Source organism: Streptococcus sp. Marseille-Q7087 (genome assembly GCF_965111935.1).
In genome coordinates this window covers 767,069-783,106 of sequence record NZ_CBCOPJ010000001.1, presented here as the reverse complement: position 1 = coordinate 783,106, position 16,038 = coordinate 767,069, and the positions used below count along the sequence as shown (strand labels likewise).

Here is a 16,038-nt window from a genome sequence, read left to right as displayed (position 1 = left end):
TTTTTCTCCTTGTTACTTTTCTTAAAGCTGTGCTTCATATTCGCTATAGAGTTTTGCACGTTTTTCACTAGCATCAATATTTAACACAAAGGCGATAGCTACAGATAAAACCAACAGACTATTTCCTCCTTGAGAAAGGAATGGAAAGGTTACACCTGTAGATGGAATCAATCCTGAGATTCCACCGATATTGACGAATACCTGAATCAATATCATTCCACCAATACCAATCGCTACCATTGAGTTAAATGGATCTTTTGCTCGAACACCTACCAAAATAATGCGGAGGATTAAGAAGAATAAGAGAGCTAAAATAAGACTTGCTCCGACAAAACCAAACTCTTCAATAACAATCGAGAACACAAAATCCGTGTGTGCTTCAGGTAGATAACCACGCTTTTCGATAGAGTTACCTAAACCTAAGCCAAACCAGCCACCATTAACCATTGCATAGTACGAATTAGCTAATTGGTGTCCAGCACCAGCAACGTCATCAAATGGATTAAAGAAGGCACTAAAACGTTTCGCTACATAACCAAAGACAGGAATCTTTGAAACCTTATCAACACCAATCAATTTAATGGCCGTCAATGACACAAAAGAAACGCTAGTCAGTATACCAAGAATGGTTGCAAACCACCGATGAGCAATCCCACTAATTGAGTACATCAGTAAAGCTACCAAGAAGAGAATTGTCGCATTTCCAAGGTCAGGGAAAATAGCCAAGCTACCAATCATGACTATGAGTACAAATCGCCAATCATTAAATGATCTTGGTAACCATTGGTTTTGAGTTAAAACTTGAAAGTCATAGACACCAATTTCTTCTTGTTGTTTTGAAAAACGTTGAGCTAAGTACCAAATAATAATGATTTTCAAGTACTCAGCAGGTTGTATGGTAATAGGACCAACCTTGATCCAACCATAAGCACCATTAATAGGAATCCCAATCAAACGCGCTAGAGCAAGCAACACTAACTCTGAAAACATCACGATGAATAACAAGCGTTCGTTTCGTAAAAATCCTAGCTTCAACTTATAAATAACAGCTATCAAAAGCAAACTAACGATCCAAAATATACCTTGGTTTCGAACTAATTGAAAGGCGCTCTGACCTTCTTGAATTAAAGATGCACTCGTTGTCGAATATACCACTATCAAGCCCAAAACGGACAAGAGAATATAGGGCACTAATATAGAATAATTCAACAGGTGCCTTTTACTAATTTTCATACTTCACCATCTATCAAAATATAATTTTTTATTAACTCTAGTTTTTCTAGCTATTATACCATTTTTTAACTTAGAAAAAAACTCTTACCCTTTAATGAGCTGAATTTATGATTATTGAGCATTCTATTAAATTCTGCCTAGTTTTACTCAGAGATTTTGACGGCACATGAAAAACTCTATCTTTCTTAATAGAAAGATAGAGTCTTAATCTTTAGTTAGAAGATGTAGTTGTAGTTTCTGTTGTTGAATCACTTTGGATGTACTGAGTAAAGATATTTTGGAAGGCTTGATCTTTAACCTTGATATTTGCTGCTTGCAATTCTTTACTAATGACTCCTTGAACAAAAGTAGCATCATTTTGTTTTTGAGTAAGAATGACTGTCTTCAATTTTTCTTTATAATCATCGATATTAGAAGATTTTTCAGTTTTCTTAGTCAATTTAACAATATAGAAACTGTTTGAATAAGCTTGTGTACCTGGAGCTGTAATCACATCAGAGATTCCATCAACATTAAGGGCAAAGGCTGCTTTTTTAACAACGTCTGGCAATTCTGTTGATGCAGAGTCGAAAGTGATTTCTCCACCATTTGCTTTTGTCTTTTCGTCAGTTGAATTATCTTTAGCCAATTGTGCGAAGTCAGCTCCAGATTCTTTAGCTTTAGCAAGAACTTCTTTAGCCTTATCTTCACTATCAAGTTTAATAATTTGCGCAGTTACTTCTGGTGTGTACTCATCGTAAGCTTTTTTGTAGTTCTCTTCCGTCAATTCAGCTTCTGCAGCTTTCTTAACAGCATACTCAACCAATTTACTTGTACGAATTTGAGCCTTACGACTTTCAGCTGTCATACCAGCACGAGAAAGAACGATTTGATAGCTATCACCATATTTCTTCTGTTCTTCTGCTACAGCGTCATCTACTTCTTTTTCACTTACTTCAGAACCATATTGTTTTTCAAAAACTTTTTGAATGGTCATGTTAAGTAAGACTTGTTGAGCAGTTGGATTATTCTTAACTTCTTCAAAGAATTGATGTTCTGTGATGACATCACCTTTCATACTGATTAAGTCAGCTCCTTGAGAGCTATTTGAACAAGCAGCCAAAGTTGCTACTGATAACAAAGTGATGGCACCAGCCAATAATTTTTTCTTCATGTTTACTCCTTCTTATACTCTAGATAAATGTTTACCTTATCTATTTTACTAAATTGTCTTAAAAATATCTGAAATTAATCAACATCAGGCAGTTCTATTTCTGCTTGATTCTTTCTTAGCATCAAGATTCCATCTCCAAGAGGAACTAGACTAGCTGTTAATCCCGGATTGTTTAGAGTTGCGTCAAATAGTCTTTGCAAACCACGATAAATGGTTCGTTGACCGCGTCGGACTTCCATAATATCCTTAGCAATGTCTCCACCTTGGAAAATATCATCCAAGACAACTACTCCACCAACTTCAAGATGTTTGAGGATTTCTGGTAAAAAGACGATATATTTAGATTTTGCAGAATCCATAAAAACAAAATCATAGGTCTCTGTCAATGTTGACAAGACATCTACCGCATCGCCTTCCAAGAGAGTGATTTGTTGGCGATTATCAAACTTGGCGAAATTCTCCTTGGCAAAACCAATCATTTCAGGATTTCTGTCAATGGTTGTAATTTTTGCGTTTGGGGCATGATTTGCCATTAAAAGAGCTGAAAATCCAATCGCTGTCCCAATCTCTAAAATATTTTTTGGTTGAATAGTTTCCATAAGGAAACGGAAGTAAGCGACTGTTTCATGAGGAATGATAGGAATATTCTCCTTACGAGCAAAGTTTTCTAGTTCTTTTAAAGAACCGGTCACTTGTTTTTGTCTGTGGCGCATAAATTCCACAATCTCATCCTTAACAACAGGCCGTCGCATGTTATGGTTAGCATTTTTACTGTATGACTCAACCATTTTATGCTAATCCTAATTTTTCAACAAGGGCTTCAAACTCATCCAAACGACGTTCAAAGACTGCAAAGGCATCATTAAGATAGTCTTCTTTTTCCATATCAACACCAGCTTTTCGCATGATGTTGAGTGGATAGTCTGACTTCCCAGCCTTCAGGTATTCAATATAATGGTCACGATCCTCTTGGCTACCATGAACAATCTTTTCAGCCAAGGCTGAAGCTGCTGCAAAACCAGTTGAATATTGATATACATAGTAGTTATAGTAGAAATGAGGAATTCGAGCCCACTCGTACTGAATTTGAGGATTGTCTTCCTTGCTCAAGCCATAATATTCTTGGTTCAAGTCAGCATAGAGATTGTTTAAGAACTCGCTTGTCAAGACTTCACCATTTTGATCGGCTTGGTGAATAGCATGTTCAAATTCTGCAAATTGAGTTTGACGGAAGACTGTCCCACGGAAACCATCCAAGAAGTTATTGAGAATAGCAAAGCGTGTTGCGTCATCTTGAACTTCTTGCAATAATTTTTCAGTTAAGATATTTTCATTGGTTGTTGAAGCAATTTCTGCCAAGAAGATTGAGTAATCTCCGTATACATAAGGTTGGGTTTCACGCGTGTAGCTAGAATGCATACTATGACCTGTCTCATGTACAAGAGTAAAGAGATTGTCTAGGTTATCTTGCCAGTTAAGAAGCATGAAGGCATTAGTATCATAGGAACCACCAGAGTATGCACCTGAACGCTTGCCTTGGTTTTCATACACATCAATCCAACGTTCGCTAAAGGCGCGTTTCACACGACTCAAGTAATCCTCACCAAGAACAGCTAAAGCTTCCTCTGCCTTCTTCAAGGCTTCCTCATAAGTAAAGCTGTATTCTACTGAAGACAATGGTGTATAGACATCGTACATTTTAAGGTCTGGAATACCCAAGATTTTTGAACGAAGTGAGAGATAACGATGCAATAATGGCAAATGCTTACGAACAGCAGATACTAAGTTGTCATAGACACTTTCTGGAACAAAGTTGGCCGCAAGAGCTGCTTCACGCGCACTCTTGTAGTTCCGAACTTTTGCACGGTAGTTTTGTACTTTTACATTTGTCTGCAAGGTTTTAGCGTAGGTATGTTGATATTGCTCATAGGTAGAGTATAGTGCTTCATATGCACCACGACGAACTTCACGGTTCTTAGATTCTACTAAGCGCATATAGACACCGTGTGACAACTGCACTTCATTTCCATCTTCATCTTTAACAAATGGAAAGACGATATCTGCATTATCTAAGATAGCAAAGGTTTCACTAGCTGCCCCGAAGATTTCTCCAGCACCTGCAAGCAACTCTTCTTCACGTTGTGAAAGGACATGTTCCTTATTTTGCAAGAGTTTATCAAAGAAGTGTTTATAAGGCTGGAGTTTTGGTTCTTCTGCTAAAAAGTTTTGATACTGCTCTTCAGTTATTGCCATAAATTCTGGCTCATAGAAAGAGAATACCTGGTCAAGTTGACTATAAAGAGTCATTGCTTTTGCATAGTATTCTTGATATTTAGCAACTCGTGTATCCTGGTCGTTTTTCATATGAGCGTAGACATAGAGTTTTTCAAGACGACGACTCAAATCCAAATAACGCTCTGTAATATTTAATAGGCTCTCTGCGCTATCCAAAAGATGTCCCTCAAGTCTAGCTGCTTCTTTTGTGTCCTCGGTTAATAGGGCTAATTCTTCTTCCCATTTTTTGTCTGTTTCAAAGATCGTTGATAGATCCCAAGTATCTTTTTCATTTATTTCATTTCGTTGTAATACCATAAATTTCCTCCATCCTTTCTATTTTACCATATTTTTCGAGAAATACTGCTGATAAAAGGCAGGTGGATAGAGCTTTTGTTGCTGATTTTGTGGATTCAGTTCATAATAAGCCTGAAAGTTGCGGTAATAATCATATAGATTTTGACTTATCTGACAAAAATGACCATGTTCTATCGGCCTTACTTGGGGATACCAGTCCTCTTTTTTTAGATTTAAAAGATTTTCTCCTCTTAAGTAAGCTTGGGCTTGTTGCTTCATCCAATAGGGGTTTTGATAATAGAGTTGTTTTTGAATGTAATAACAGATGTTCCTGTCTTGCTCAACTGAAAAGGAAATCAGGCTTCGTTGTTGATAAGGAGTCCGTAATATTTCTAGAAGATTCCCTTTGCCATAAGAAAATTCCTTGACCTGATAATGAAGTTTTCCTTTCAAATCTTGATGGAGTAGGTACTTAAGTCTCAAAACTCGTCTTTTATGGTCTAACTCCCAAATATGAAAGCCCATGTTATTACTGAAATAAAGAAAATCTCTCTGAAGTTGAGTTAGTCGCTCATTTAACCATAGTTTTTCTCCAAGTAACCACAAAACTTGAATACCGAGACTTCGATAACCATTGCTTCTCTCCCTTAAAAGTTCACAAGAAATTGGACTACACTGAACTTCTAGGGCTAGTTGTTTATTGATAAAGATATCAGCAATCTGCTTCAGTTCAGGTATCGGATATTCCGTTTCAACCTCATCATTCTTCTTAGCCCAATAAAACAATTGCTCCTTGTTTTCCAGGTGTTCTGGCCCTTCATTTTCATGAAAAAAATCACATTTTTTTAGACTTTCATGAGCAAAATGCGTTCGTACATTTTTCCCTTTTCTCAAGCGAACACTTGTTCCGCAAGCTGGACAATAATAAGCTTGTCTCTTTACTTCATTCTCTAACGAGTTGATTAAATGACCTTTTTTATCTCTAGCTAAAAACATAAACTCTCCTTTTCTAATTCATTCGAAAAGAAAAAGCAGAAAAAGGCTGACCAACTCAACCTTTTTCACATTTAATTCTCAACTATTTCAGAAGTTTTCTAATATATTTCTGCAACATGGGAATAAGATTCTGTATTTGATCCTGCTTTATCACCATTACACCATATTCTTGACAACGATGGCTGTAAACGGGGTTAATCTTGCCTGAGCAAACAATCATCTTCAAACAATTGTCACCCGCAAAATGATTGGCATAAACTTCAAGTTCGTTAATAGCTTCAACTGATAAATCAGTCATTTTACAAGAAATGAAAACTACAGAGTGACCTTTACGAAGAATAACATCAATCTCATTTTGAACATTGTCAGCCTCAGGGAAAATCCCATTCCAGTCAATTTCAGTACCAATCATACATTCATCAAAATACTCTGACTCGAGGGCTAGTAAATAGATATACAATTCTAAAATATGCCCTTTAGTTCGACATAACAGATGTGCCTCTGGTGTTGGGAATGTATAAGTGACAGTATCTGTTGTTTCCTCTTCTACTTTCAGTAAATTAGCTTTTGTGAACAAAGGAATCAAACTACTGGGGTAAGAATAAATTTTTCCATTACTCTCCAAAACTTTTGCTGTTTCAGCATAAAAATCAGTTGTTTTTGCCAGTGCAAAGAATTGGGTAATCTGATACCATTTTTCAGGATTTTCAATAGCATATTTTGCCAATTTTTTAATAGCTAGTACTTGCTTATTAGAATGCTGAGGCCTTCTTGATTTAAGGACTTTTCCACCCCGTAAAGCTATCAATTGTTCAATGGATAAACTAGGAATATCTAACTTTTTATCATAAATCTTGCCCCTTTCCCAGGCATACTGCTTTCCTTGTTCAACATCCATAGCAATAATGGGAATACCTTTCTCCAAACCATACTGATATAGAACTATTGCTAATAGATTATCTCCACCAAAAACATCGATGGTAACTGTCTCAAAATCATTGATAAATACGTCTAATTCCTGGCAGGTTTTTTCTAGGTTAAATTGTCGAAAATGTACTTGTTTTAAGTGAGGAACCTGTTCCATTAGAAAATGCTTCAAGGATAGCTTTTCTTCCTCAGCAATTTTTCTTGTAGAAAGATATAAAATCTCATCACAATCACTGACAAAAGCCTGATAGACATTTTTCTCAATGGTATGACGGTCATACACTTCAATTAAAAGACTAGTCATCCTAAGACCTCCTCTACAAAAAAGTCTGAAAGAATAGTAGTCGATCAGAATCGTTTTAAAACCATCACAATTCTGTTTCATTTCATCGACTTCTCCTACTTCTAGTATAGCATAAATTGAGAATTCCCTTTCTTATTAGGGTAACAAATAAGGAATAGAAAACGACTGCTCTCTATTCCTTTTTTTCATTTATTTTACTTTTTTAGCCAACATGGTTGCAAAGCGTAGTTGAATACGATTGCCATTTTCGTCACGACGATGTAAATGACCTGGATTTTCATTGTACTTAACCAACTCCCAGTCCTTGTAGTAATTTGCCAGCTCCCCCTCTTTAAAGGTGAATGGGAAATTAACAGAACATGGATAATCCTCTGTATCCATAGCACAAACAATTAAATTATAGCCACCGATAGAGGTTTGTTCTTGCATATTTTGAATGATAGACGGAATGCGATCTGCTTGTAAAAACATGAGAACAACTGTCGATACGATAAAATCGTAAGTTTGGCCTATGCTAGCTGAATTGATATCGTAGAGACCAACAGGCATCTCTAAATCTTCTTGCTCTACGATGCTTTGCAAGATTTCAAGGGAAAGTTCATTTTGGTCAACTGCAGTAACATCAAATCCATATTGAGCTAGAAAGAGTGCATTTCTACCTTGACCACATCCTAAATCAAGTGCCTTACATGGTTTGACCGTCTGCACAGCTTCTAGGACTTCCGAATGAACTGGATTGGTATTGTATTTCTTGGGGAAATAATCTTCTTGTTTACAATAGAATTCCAGGTACCATTCTATATCATCTGTGACGGCCTCGACCCTGTGCCAAGCTTGAGGTTGTGCCATAGGATTATCAGCACCTGCTTCAAAGAGGTACTCAGCTATAACTTCTCCCTCTTCAGTCAACTCAATAAACTTAAGAGTACCTTTTAATACGGTAATCTTGCCCCAGGTTCCGATCTTAGTATTGTGTTTTCTTTGAACAGCCTCTGGCATGGAATCTTTATTCCATACTGGCATTCGTTTATAAGCAACTAGTTTTTCCATTGACTTTACTCTTTCTATCGATGATTAACAGCCTTCATGACACGCGCAATGTCACGATCTTGCTCACGACGTTTAATCGATTCACGCTTATCATAGTCGTGCTTCCCTTTTGCAAGTCCTAAAAGAAGCTTAGCATAGCCATCTTTGATATAGACTTTTAGAGGAACCAGTGTCATACCTGTTCCTTTAGTTTCTTGCTCCAATTTCTGGATTTGCTTTTTATGAAGGAGAAGTTTACGACGACGTTCTGGTTCCTGATTCCAGATATTTCCTTCTTCATAAGGAGCGATATGAACATTGCTCAACCAGACTTCACCATTTTTTACTTGGGCAAATCCGTCTTTTAAATTGATACGAGCTGCTCGAACACTCTTGATCTCTGTACCAGTTAAAACCATTCCTGCTTCTAGCGTATCTACGATAGTATAGTCGTGATGCGCTTTTTTATTTTGCGCGACGACCTTTCCTTCGCCCTTTGCCATGTTTGGCTCCTTTCTTTGCTACTTCCTTATAAAAAGGCTTCTTGCTCTTTTTCTTCTTGTCTTTTGATGAATGCTTGCGCTTATCACTTGAGCGACCAGCTTTTCTCTTGTCTTCTTTCTTACCCGAACGACGACCTCTATCCTTACGACCAGAGTCTTTCAAACCTTTCTCAATGACATCAAATTCACTTGGAATAAAGGAGAAATCAATCTCACCAGTCATCTTATCAGCTCTTTCGACACGAATACGGATCTGCTGTCCCACTCGGAAAGTAATTCCTGATTTCTCCCCACGGAGGGTTAAATCGCGTTCGTTAAAATGATAGAACTCAGGTAGATTTGTAATGTGAATCAAGCCTTCGACTGTATTTAGCAATTCAACAAAAAGACCAAATTTGACGATACTTGATACAACAGCATCATACTCTTCACCAACATAATCTTCCATGTATTCAGCTTTTTTCATAGCCTCGACTTCGCGCTCTGCCTCGATGGCACGGCGCTCACGATTAGAAGACTGGGTTGCAATCTCTGGAATTACTTGTTCAAAATGCTCCGCTACTTCCTTAGAACGTCCATAGTCACGAATCATCCGATGAACCAAGAGGTCTGGATAACGGCGAATCGGACTGGTAAAGTGAGTGTAATAGTCCGCAGCTAGTCCATAGTGACCATGATTATGCTCTGAATAACGAGCCTGTTGCATCGAACGCAGAAGCATCATGGATAACACATCTGCATAAGGCTCACCTTCAACAGCACGCATGATGTCTTGAAGAACTTCCTGACTAATCTCACTAGCAGTCCCATAAATTCTCAAGCCAAAACTTGAAGCATAATCAATAAACTTTTGAACTTTCTCAGCTTTAGGTTCCTCATGAATACGATAAATAAAAGGTAAGTCCAACTTGCTAAAATGCTCGGCAACCGTTTCGTTAGCAATCAACATAAAAGACTCAATCATACGTTCAGCAACACCACGATGTCGAAGAACAATGTCAACTGGCTTTCCTTTTTTATCTACTAAAATCTTAGCTTCATTGGTATCAAAATTTAGAGCTCCACGCTTAATCCGCATACCTTCTAGAATTTCATGTAGCTTGGCCATGAGTTCAATGCTAGGAACAATTTTCTTATACTCTTGTCTCTTCTCTTCATCACCTGCTAGGATATCATTGACATCACTATAGGTCATACGAAAACTTGTCTTGATAACAGTCTGCGTAATCGTATAATTACGAACACGACCATGTTTATCAATCTCCATAATAGCAGACTGAGTCAAGCGGTCTACTTGAGGATTAAGAGAACAAATACCATTTGAAAGTCGTTCTGGAAGCATTGGTACAACTCGGTCTGTCACATAGACAGAAGTCGCACGATTAAGGGCTTCCTTATCAAGAGCAGAACCTTCCTTTACATAATAAGAAACATCTGCAATATGAACTCCTAGTTCAAAATTACCATTCTTCAATGGCTTGATGTGAACTGCATCGTCTAAGTCCTTAGCATCCGCACCATCTATAGTAAATGTAATTTCATCCCTAAGATCTAAGCGACCTTCCATATCTTTCTCTGATGGAGTATCCGGAACACTCTCTGCTTCCTGCAGAACAGCTTCTGGAAACTCAGAAACGATATCCATGGACTCTAGTACTTCTAGAACATCAATTCCAGCATCTGTCGAATGCCCTACCACATCCAGAACACTTGCTACAAAGAAATCATGCTTTTTACTTGGGTACTTTTCAATAAAGACCTTGAGAACTTCTGTGCCTTCTAACTTGAGAGCTGGTTTCTTTACGTAAATTGGTTGGCTAATTTTTTGATTTTTAGAACGGATATAACCAGCATACTTGGGCTTTTCTTCATCAAGAATAATTTGCCCAACCACAGTCGTTAAACTGTGTTCTAGAATATCGATAATCTTTGCTTCTGCAGCAGTTCCTTTTTGACGATCCGCAACCTTCTTAATTACGATTTCAACAGTATCTCCGTCAATAGCATAGTTAACATCATTCTTTCCGACAAAAAGATCGTCTTCTTCTCCCTCTATGCTAACAAAACCAAATCCATTTTTGTGAGCATGGAAAATTCCTTTTAGGGTAATCTCATGTTTTTTCTTCTGTTCTAGGGTTAAACTTCCATCTTCTTCAAAACGAATTTGGTGCTTTCTTTCCATCAGAGACAAAGTTTTGATGAGCTCACTAAAATCCTTAGAGCTCTCCTTTCCCAGAGCTTGAGCTAGCTCATTTACTGTTGCTCGCCCTTTCTCTTCTATAAATTCCTTTATTTTATCTTTCATATTTTCTTTCTAGATTTGTGAATTTTATTTTAATGTAAACCTTAGTTCTCTTTAAAATAAAAATAGGCTAAGACCTAGTCTCGCCCATTATTTTCTTATCTACTTGATAATACCGTCAATGCTAAGGCAATGGCTAGCCAGAAAAAGACTAAAATTCCTGTCAAACGTTGCATTACGGCTTCAAAACCACGCGCTTTGCTTCGTTCAAACAAATCACCCGAACTGGCATCAAATACATTGCTAGATTGGTTTTTAGTTGGTTGCATAAAAATTGCAATCACAATCACAACAGATAACAATAATAAAATGGTTAATAATAGGTTATACATATCAAACTCCTTAAAATCTTTATTATTTTACCATAATTTCTACTTAGATTCAAGATGTAGAGTTACTTTTCTTTCTTTCGGACAATACTTTAAGACTTCAATCTTATCTGGATGTGTTTTAGAGTTTTTACTGGTTAGATAATTGATGCAGCCACAAGAGGAGCATTTTAAATTAATTTTTACGCGCACTAGATTTCCTTCACTTTTAATAATGTTCTAAATTGGATAAGGTTAAAAGAGCAACTAAGAGCTACGCAGAGAGCTGTTGCATAAAATACTGAATGGTAACCAAATTGACCTGCTACTGTTGATCCTGCCAAGGGGCCTATCACTCCTCCTAGATAAAAGAAAACTTGATTAAAGGCAAATACTCTTGATATGCCAGCTTTGGGAGTTATTTTACTGAGGAGTGCATTGACACCCGGTATCAGAGCGCCTGTACCTAGCCCGAATAGAAAACGATAGAAACCTAATTGAAATGGGCTTGTCGCGTTTGCACATAATAAATAAATAACAACTGAATAACTCTGAGCTACGACAAGTAGTCGATGATTTCCCACCTTATCTCCTAGTTTACCCATGACTCCTGCACTCATCATACTTGAAAATCCCATACTGGATACAATCAAGCCAGAGACAAAGAGAAGATTCTCTTTCTGCCCAAGATCTCGTACATAGAGAGCAAGGATAGGACCTATCGATTGTGCAGCAAACTGAATTACAAAACTGGTTAGAAAGAGGTTTAGCAGAAGAAAGGGATATTTCACAGAGGTAAAAAGCTCTTTTGTTGGGAGTTCTTTTTCTTTTGATACAGGTTGAAAGTCTTCCTTAATAAAAAGAATTGTTAAGATAGCTGCCAAAAACAGAAAACTACCTACCAATAAAAAGACATTTTGAATTCCAAAAATTTCTGCAATGAAACCACCAACAAAAGGGCCCGTCAGCGTACCTGCAACAACACCAGTTGATAAAGTTCCTAGAGCGTATCCCGACCTATCTTTGGGGACTTGACTTGCAATTAAAGCTGTCGCATTGGGTACAAATCCTGTAAAAACACCATTAAGAAATCGTAAGAACAAAAGCCAGAAAACATTTGGAACAAAGGCCAGACCTCCCATAGTAATAGTCATGGCTAGCCCTGCTCGTATCATCATGGGTTTTCGACCATACTTGTCTGCTAAGATACCCCAAATTGGTGATACGACGGCTGCAGAAATGGCTGAGACTGATATAGCTAAACCTGAATAAAAGGCAACTTGATCTCCTTCAATTCCTAGCTGTTCGACAAAAATAGGCATGAAAGGAACAACGAGAGAAATGCTGGCTCCAGTTAAAAAACAACCAAACCAAGCAATACGAAGATTATCCTTCCAACTAATGTCTTGCATGGACATCGCCTCCTTCAAGTAAGGTCACTACTTGACTCAGAAGCTGATCACGACTGCCATTATTATCTATAAGATGATTAGCCAATTTTTTCTTTTCTTCTAAAGACCATTGAGAAGCCAAGCGAGCTTCAGCCGATTCTTTAGATAAATGATTTCTTTTCATCAAACGTTCTAATTGAACATCAGGTGATACATAAACCAACCAAGTTTCATCAAACCAAGCAGTATAGTCTTGTTCAAAAAGCAATGGAATATCCATGAAAAATACATCCTCAGTTTGAGCTAACTTGTCTCTCAAAGCCCTCAATTCTTCACGGATGATTTTGCCTTGAGTTTCTTTAGACCATTCTCTCTCCTCAGAGTTAGAAAAGATAAGACTGGCAAGTAATGGTCGATTCAGTTCCCCATTTTCAAGAAGAATTTTCGCACCGAAGTGCGCAACTAACATCTGATAGAGTCGACCACCAGGTTTCTGCAGTTGGTGGACATGGGCATCCGCATCCACTACTTCAAACCCTTTTTGTCTTAGAAATTCTGTGACTGTGGACTTACCGGATGCAATACCACCTGTGATTCCAATTATTCTTCCCATCACTTTCTCCTTTGACATTTGGAACAAAAGTGGGTTCCTCGACCACCAAGCTGAATTTTTTCGATGATAGCCCCACAGCGAGAACAAGCTTGCCCAGTTTTATCATAGACCTGATGAAATTCTTGCATGGTTCCATCCTCACCAAAAGCATTGGTGTAGGTACGAATCGTTGAACCACCCTTTTCAACAGCCTCACCTAAAACCTTAATCGTTTCATCGTGGACTTTTATGGCCTCTTGGGTGCTTAAACTATTAGAAGTTCTAGAAGGATGAACTTTCGCTCTCCAGAGAACTTCATCTACATAAATGTTTCCCAATCCTGCAACTAGCGTCTGGTCAAGCAAATGAGATTTAATTGGCTTTTTAGACTTTTTCAAGGCAAGTTTAAATCTTTCTAAATCAAAGTCTTGCTCAGTTGGTTCAGGGCCCAGTTTTTTTGATATAAAGTAAGAATCCAATAGTTCAGGAGCCAACAGTTCCATGGTCCCAAATTTGCGTACATCCTCATAGACTAGAGTGCCTCCGTCTTCAAAGTTGATAAATACATGAGCATGTTTTCGTGTAGGAATCTCATCAGGATAATAAAAATATTTACCCTCCATTCGCAGATGAGAAATTAAAATCTTATCAGATAAGTGAAAAAGTAGATATTTCCCACGACGACCCATTGTCTCGACAACTTGTCCTGGCAATTCCTTTTGAAATTGTCCAAAATCTGTCTTAATCATCTTGGGATAACTGATTTCAACACTTGATATTTTCTTTCCCAAAATCATTTTTTCCAGTCCGCGTCGAACTGTTTCGACCTCTGGTAATTCAGGCATAGCTCCTCCTTCTCTAAAAACAAGAAGCAGGCTACCGCCCACCTCTTCTTAATATTCTTTTTCGTTATAGCCAAAGTCAGCCAAATCTAGCTTTTTATCGCGCCAATTTTTCTTAACTTTGACCCATGTTTCTAGGAAGACCTTGTCCCCTAGCATGAGTTCGATATCCTTACGCGCAAGGGTACCAATTTTCTTGAGCATGACACCACCTTTACCAATGACAATCCCTTTTTGGCTGTCGCGCTCGACCATAATAGTTGCTCGGATATGAACTTTATCAGTCTCCTCATCACGTTTCATAGAATCTACCACTACTGCAACTGAATGCGGAATTTCTTCACGAGTTAAGTGTAACACTTTTTCACGAATCATCTCAGAAACCAAGAAACGTTCTGGATGGTCTGTAATTTGGTCCGATGGGAAATATTGGAATCCTTCTTCCAAATTTTCACTCAAGATATCAATTAAATGTGAAACATTATTTCCTTGAAGGGCTGAAATCGGCACGATTTCCTTGAAATCCATCTGACTACGGAAGTCATCGATTTGAGCCAAGAGTTGGTCAGGGTGTACCTTGTCAATCTTATTGACCACAAGAATAACCGGAACCTTAGCAGCCTTGAGACGTTCGATAATCATATCGTCGCCTTTTCCACGTGGTTCATCAGCTGGTACCATGAAAAGAACCGTATCGACTTCACGAAGAGTGCTGTAGGCTGATTCCACCATGAAATCTCCAAGAGCCGTTTTTGGTTTGTGAATCCCTGGTGTATCGATAAAGACGATTTGTTCCTTATCCGTAGTATAAATACCCATGATTTTGTTGCGAGTAGTTTGAGCCTTGTCACTCATGATGGCAATTTTTTGCCCCATGACATGATTCAAAAACGTTGATTTCCCAACATTAGGGCGTCCTAAAATGGCTACAAAGCCTGATTTAAATGTCATAGTTACCTCTTTAGTGTTTAAAATAGGATATCCCAAATCCTAGGGATGAAAATGATAAGTCCAGTCACTGCTGCAAATAAGGACACAACAAGAACTGCACCTGCAGCCATGTCTTTAGCCTTCTTTGCAAGCATATCGAAGTGATAATGGCTAGCCAAATCCACTACATTTTCAATAGCAGAATTTAAAATCTCAAAAGCAATTACTAAAAATATGCTTAATAGGAGAAATAACCATTCAATTTTTGAAACCTGAAAAACAAAGCCTGCAAGAACAACCAAAAGTGATGTTACTGCATGCTTTCTCATATTACGCTCTTCTTGGAAGGCAGTAAAAATACCTGTTAGGGCAAAGTCAAGACTTGATAGCAAGTCCCGATTTTTCCATTTTCGTTTATTGTCTTGTGAGTCCATAGGCTGTTAAAATTTCTTCTTGTAAACCGAACATCTCCGCTTCTTCTTCCGGAGTGTAGTGATCATAACCGTTAATATGTAAAAATCCATGAACCGCTAGAAAACCCATTTCACGTTCGAAGCTATGGCCATACTCCTCAGCCTGCTCTTTAGCTTTGTCAATTGAAATGAATAGCTCACCGATATAAGCATCAAATTCTGACATCATTTCTGCTAAATCAGGGTCTTCTGCCAAATCTTCCTCATCAAAAGCAATTTCTATTTCAGGCTTATATTCAAGGCTGATGACATCTGTTGGACGATCAGTATCACGAAACTCTAGATTGAGTTCATGACTGCGTTCATTGGTCACAAAAGTGACTGCCATCTCCTTGTCTTCTTTTCCAATTTTTTTAGCAGCAAATTCCAAAATTTCTTGTGTTTGCTTTAAAATTTCTTCAGAAACCTGACCAGTTTCATCTACTATTTCAATAAACATGTGTTTCTCGATTCTCTTTACTTGGCTTTATTATACCATATTTCT

Annotated in this window: 17 protein-coding genes; all 17 read right to left on the bottom strand. The window is 37.8% G+C overall.

The annotated features are described in order from the left end of the window. Positions 1–21 precede the first annotated feature (21 nt). The 17 genes from ftsW to ybeY all read right to left on the bottom strand — a co-directional run bounded on the left by ftsW (position 22) and on the right by ybeY (position 15,993). Positions 22–1,233 (bottom strand): cell division peptidoglycan polymerase FtsW, encoded by a 1,212-nt coding sequence (gene ftsW / locus ACWPVF_RS04075; protein ID WP_414307807.1) that lies wholly within the window; start codon positions 1,231–1,233, stop codon positions 22–24. A 211-nt stretch (positions 1,234–1,444) separates the two neighbouring features. Then, a complete protein-coding gene (gene prsA, locus ACWPVF_RS04070) occupies positions 1,445–2,386 on the bottom strand; it encodes a peptidylprolyl isomerase PrsA (protein ID WP_414307808.1) in 942 nt (313 codons plus the stop codon). A 74-nt stretch (positions 2,387–2,460) separates the two neighbouring features. Beyond that, on the bottom strand, positions 2,461–3,174 hold the full coding sequence (locus ACWPVF_RS04065) for an O-methyltransferase (RefSeq protein WP_414307809.1): 714 nt from the start codon (positions 3,172–3,174) through the stop codon (positions 2,461–2,463). Position 3,175: 1 nt separating this feature from the next. Beyond that, positions 3,176–4,978, bottom strand: a complete 1,803-nt coding sequence (gene pepF, locus ACWPVF_RS04060; RefSeq protein ID WP_454384856.1) for an oligoendopeptidase F — start codon at positions 4,976–4,978, stop codon at positions 3,176–3,178. An 18-nt stretch (positions 4,979–4,996) separates the two neighbouring features. Beyond that, positions 4,997–5,953 carry a competence protein CoiA gene (locus tag ACWPVF_RS04055; protein ID WP_454384854.1) on the bottom strand — a complete coding sequence of 319 codons (957 nt, stop codon included), beginning with the start codon at positions 5,951–5,953 and terminating at the stop codon, positions 4,997–4,999. Between the two features lie 82 nt (positions 5,954–6,035). Then, on the bottom strand, positions 6,036–7,184 hold the full coding sequence (locus tag ACWPVF_RS04050; protein ID WP_454384852.1) for a hypothetical protein: 1,149 nt from the start codon (positions 7,182–7,184) through the stop codon (positions 6,036–6,038). 189 nt (positions 7,185–7,373) lie between these two features. Then, the gene (tehB, locus tag ACWPVF_RS04045) at positions 7,374–8,234 is read right to left on the bottom strand and encodes an SAM-dependent methyltransferase TehB (protein ID WP_454384850.1); all 861 of its coding nucleotides are present in this window, start codon (positions 8,232–8,234) and stop codon (positions 7,374–7,376) included. Between the two features lie 14 nt (positions 8,235–8,248). Next, entirely contained in the window at positions 8,249–8,716 is a 468-nt protein-coding gene (gene smpB / locus ACWPVF_RS04040; RefSeq protein ID WP_001051741.1) for an SsrA-binding protein SmpB, read from the bottom strand. After that, positions 8,679–11,021, bottom strand: coding sequence for a ribonuclease R (gene rnr, locus ACWPVF_RS04035; protein ID WP_454384848.1), 2,343 nt, complete (start codon positions 11,019–11,021; stop codon positions 8,679–8,681). Before rnr ends, smpB begins: the two co-directional genes overlap by 38 nt. A 95-nt stretch (positions 11,022–11,116) precedes the next feature. Beyond that, positions 11,117–11,350: a preprotein translocase subunit SecG gene (gene secG, locus ACWPVF_RS04030; protein WP_045615847.1), complete on the bottom strand. Its 234-nt coding sequence runs from the start codon at positions 11,348–11,350 to the stop codon at positions 11,117–11,119. 39 nt (positions 11,351–11,389) lie between these two features. Then, on the bottom strand, positions 11,390–11,539 hold the full coding sequence (rpmG, locus tag ACWPVF_RS04025; RefSeq protein ID WP_045615846.1) for a 50S ribosomal protein L33: 150 nt from the start codon (positions 11,537–11,539) through the stop codon (positions 11,390–11,392). Next, complete coding sequence (locus tag ACWPVF_RS04020; protein ID WP_454384846.1) at positions 11,539–12,738, bottom strand: multidrug efflux MFS transporter; 1,200 nt, start codon at positions 12,736–12,738, stop codon at positions 11,539–11,541. The genes rpmG and ACWPVF_RS04020 overlap by 1 nt, the downstream gene beginning before the upstream one ends. Then, the gene (coaE, locus tag ACWPVF_RS04015) at positions 12,725–13,330 is read right to left on the bottom strand and encodes a dephospho-CoA kinase (protein ID WP_454384844.1); all 606 of its coding nucleotides are present in this window, start codon (positions 13,328–13,330) and stop codon (positions 12,725–12,727) included. The genes ACWPVF_RS04020 and coaE overlap by 14 nt, the downstream gene beginning before the upstream one ends. Next, the gene (gene mutM, locus ACWPVF_RS04010) at positions 13,330–14,154 is read right to left on the bottom strand and encodes a DNA-formamidopyrimidine glycosylase (protein ID WP_414307817.1); all 825 of its coding nucleotides are present in this window, start codon (positions 14,152–14,154) and stop codon (positions 13,330–13,332) included. The genes coaE and mutM overlap by 1 nt, the downstream gene beginning before the upstream one ends. 48 nt (positions 14,155–14,202) lie before the next feature. Beyond that, entirely contained in the window at positions 14,203–15,102 is a 900-nt protein-coding gene (gene era, locus ACWPVF_RS04005) for a GTPase Era (RefSeq protein WP_414307818.1), read from the bottom strand. Positions 15,103–15,119: 17 nt separating this feature from the next. Next, positions 15,120–15,515 (bottom strand): diacylglycerol kinase family protein, encoded by a 396-nt coding sequence (locus tag ACWPVF_RS04000; protein WP_045615840.1) that lies wholly within the window; start codon positions 15,513–15,515, stop codon positions 15,120–15,122. Then, positions 15,496–15,993, bottom strand: a complete 498-nt coding sequence (gene ybeY, locus ACWPVF_RS03995) for an rRNA maturation RNase YbeY (protein ID WP_414307819.1) — start codon at positions 15,991–15,993, stop codon at positions 15,496–15,498. Before ybeY ends, ACWPVF_RS04000 begins: the two co-directional genes overlap by 20 nt. Positions 15,994–16,038: the final 45 nt, after the last annotated feature.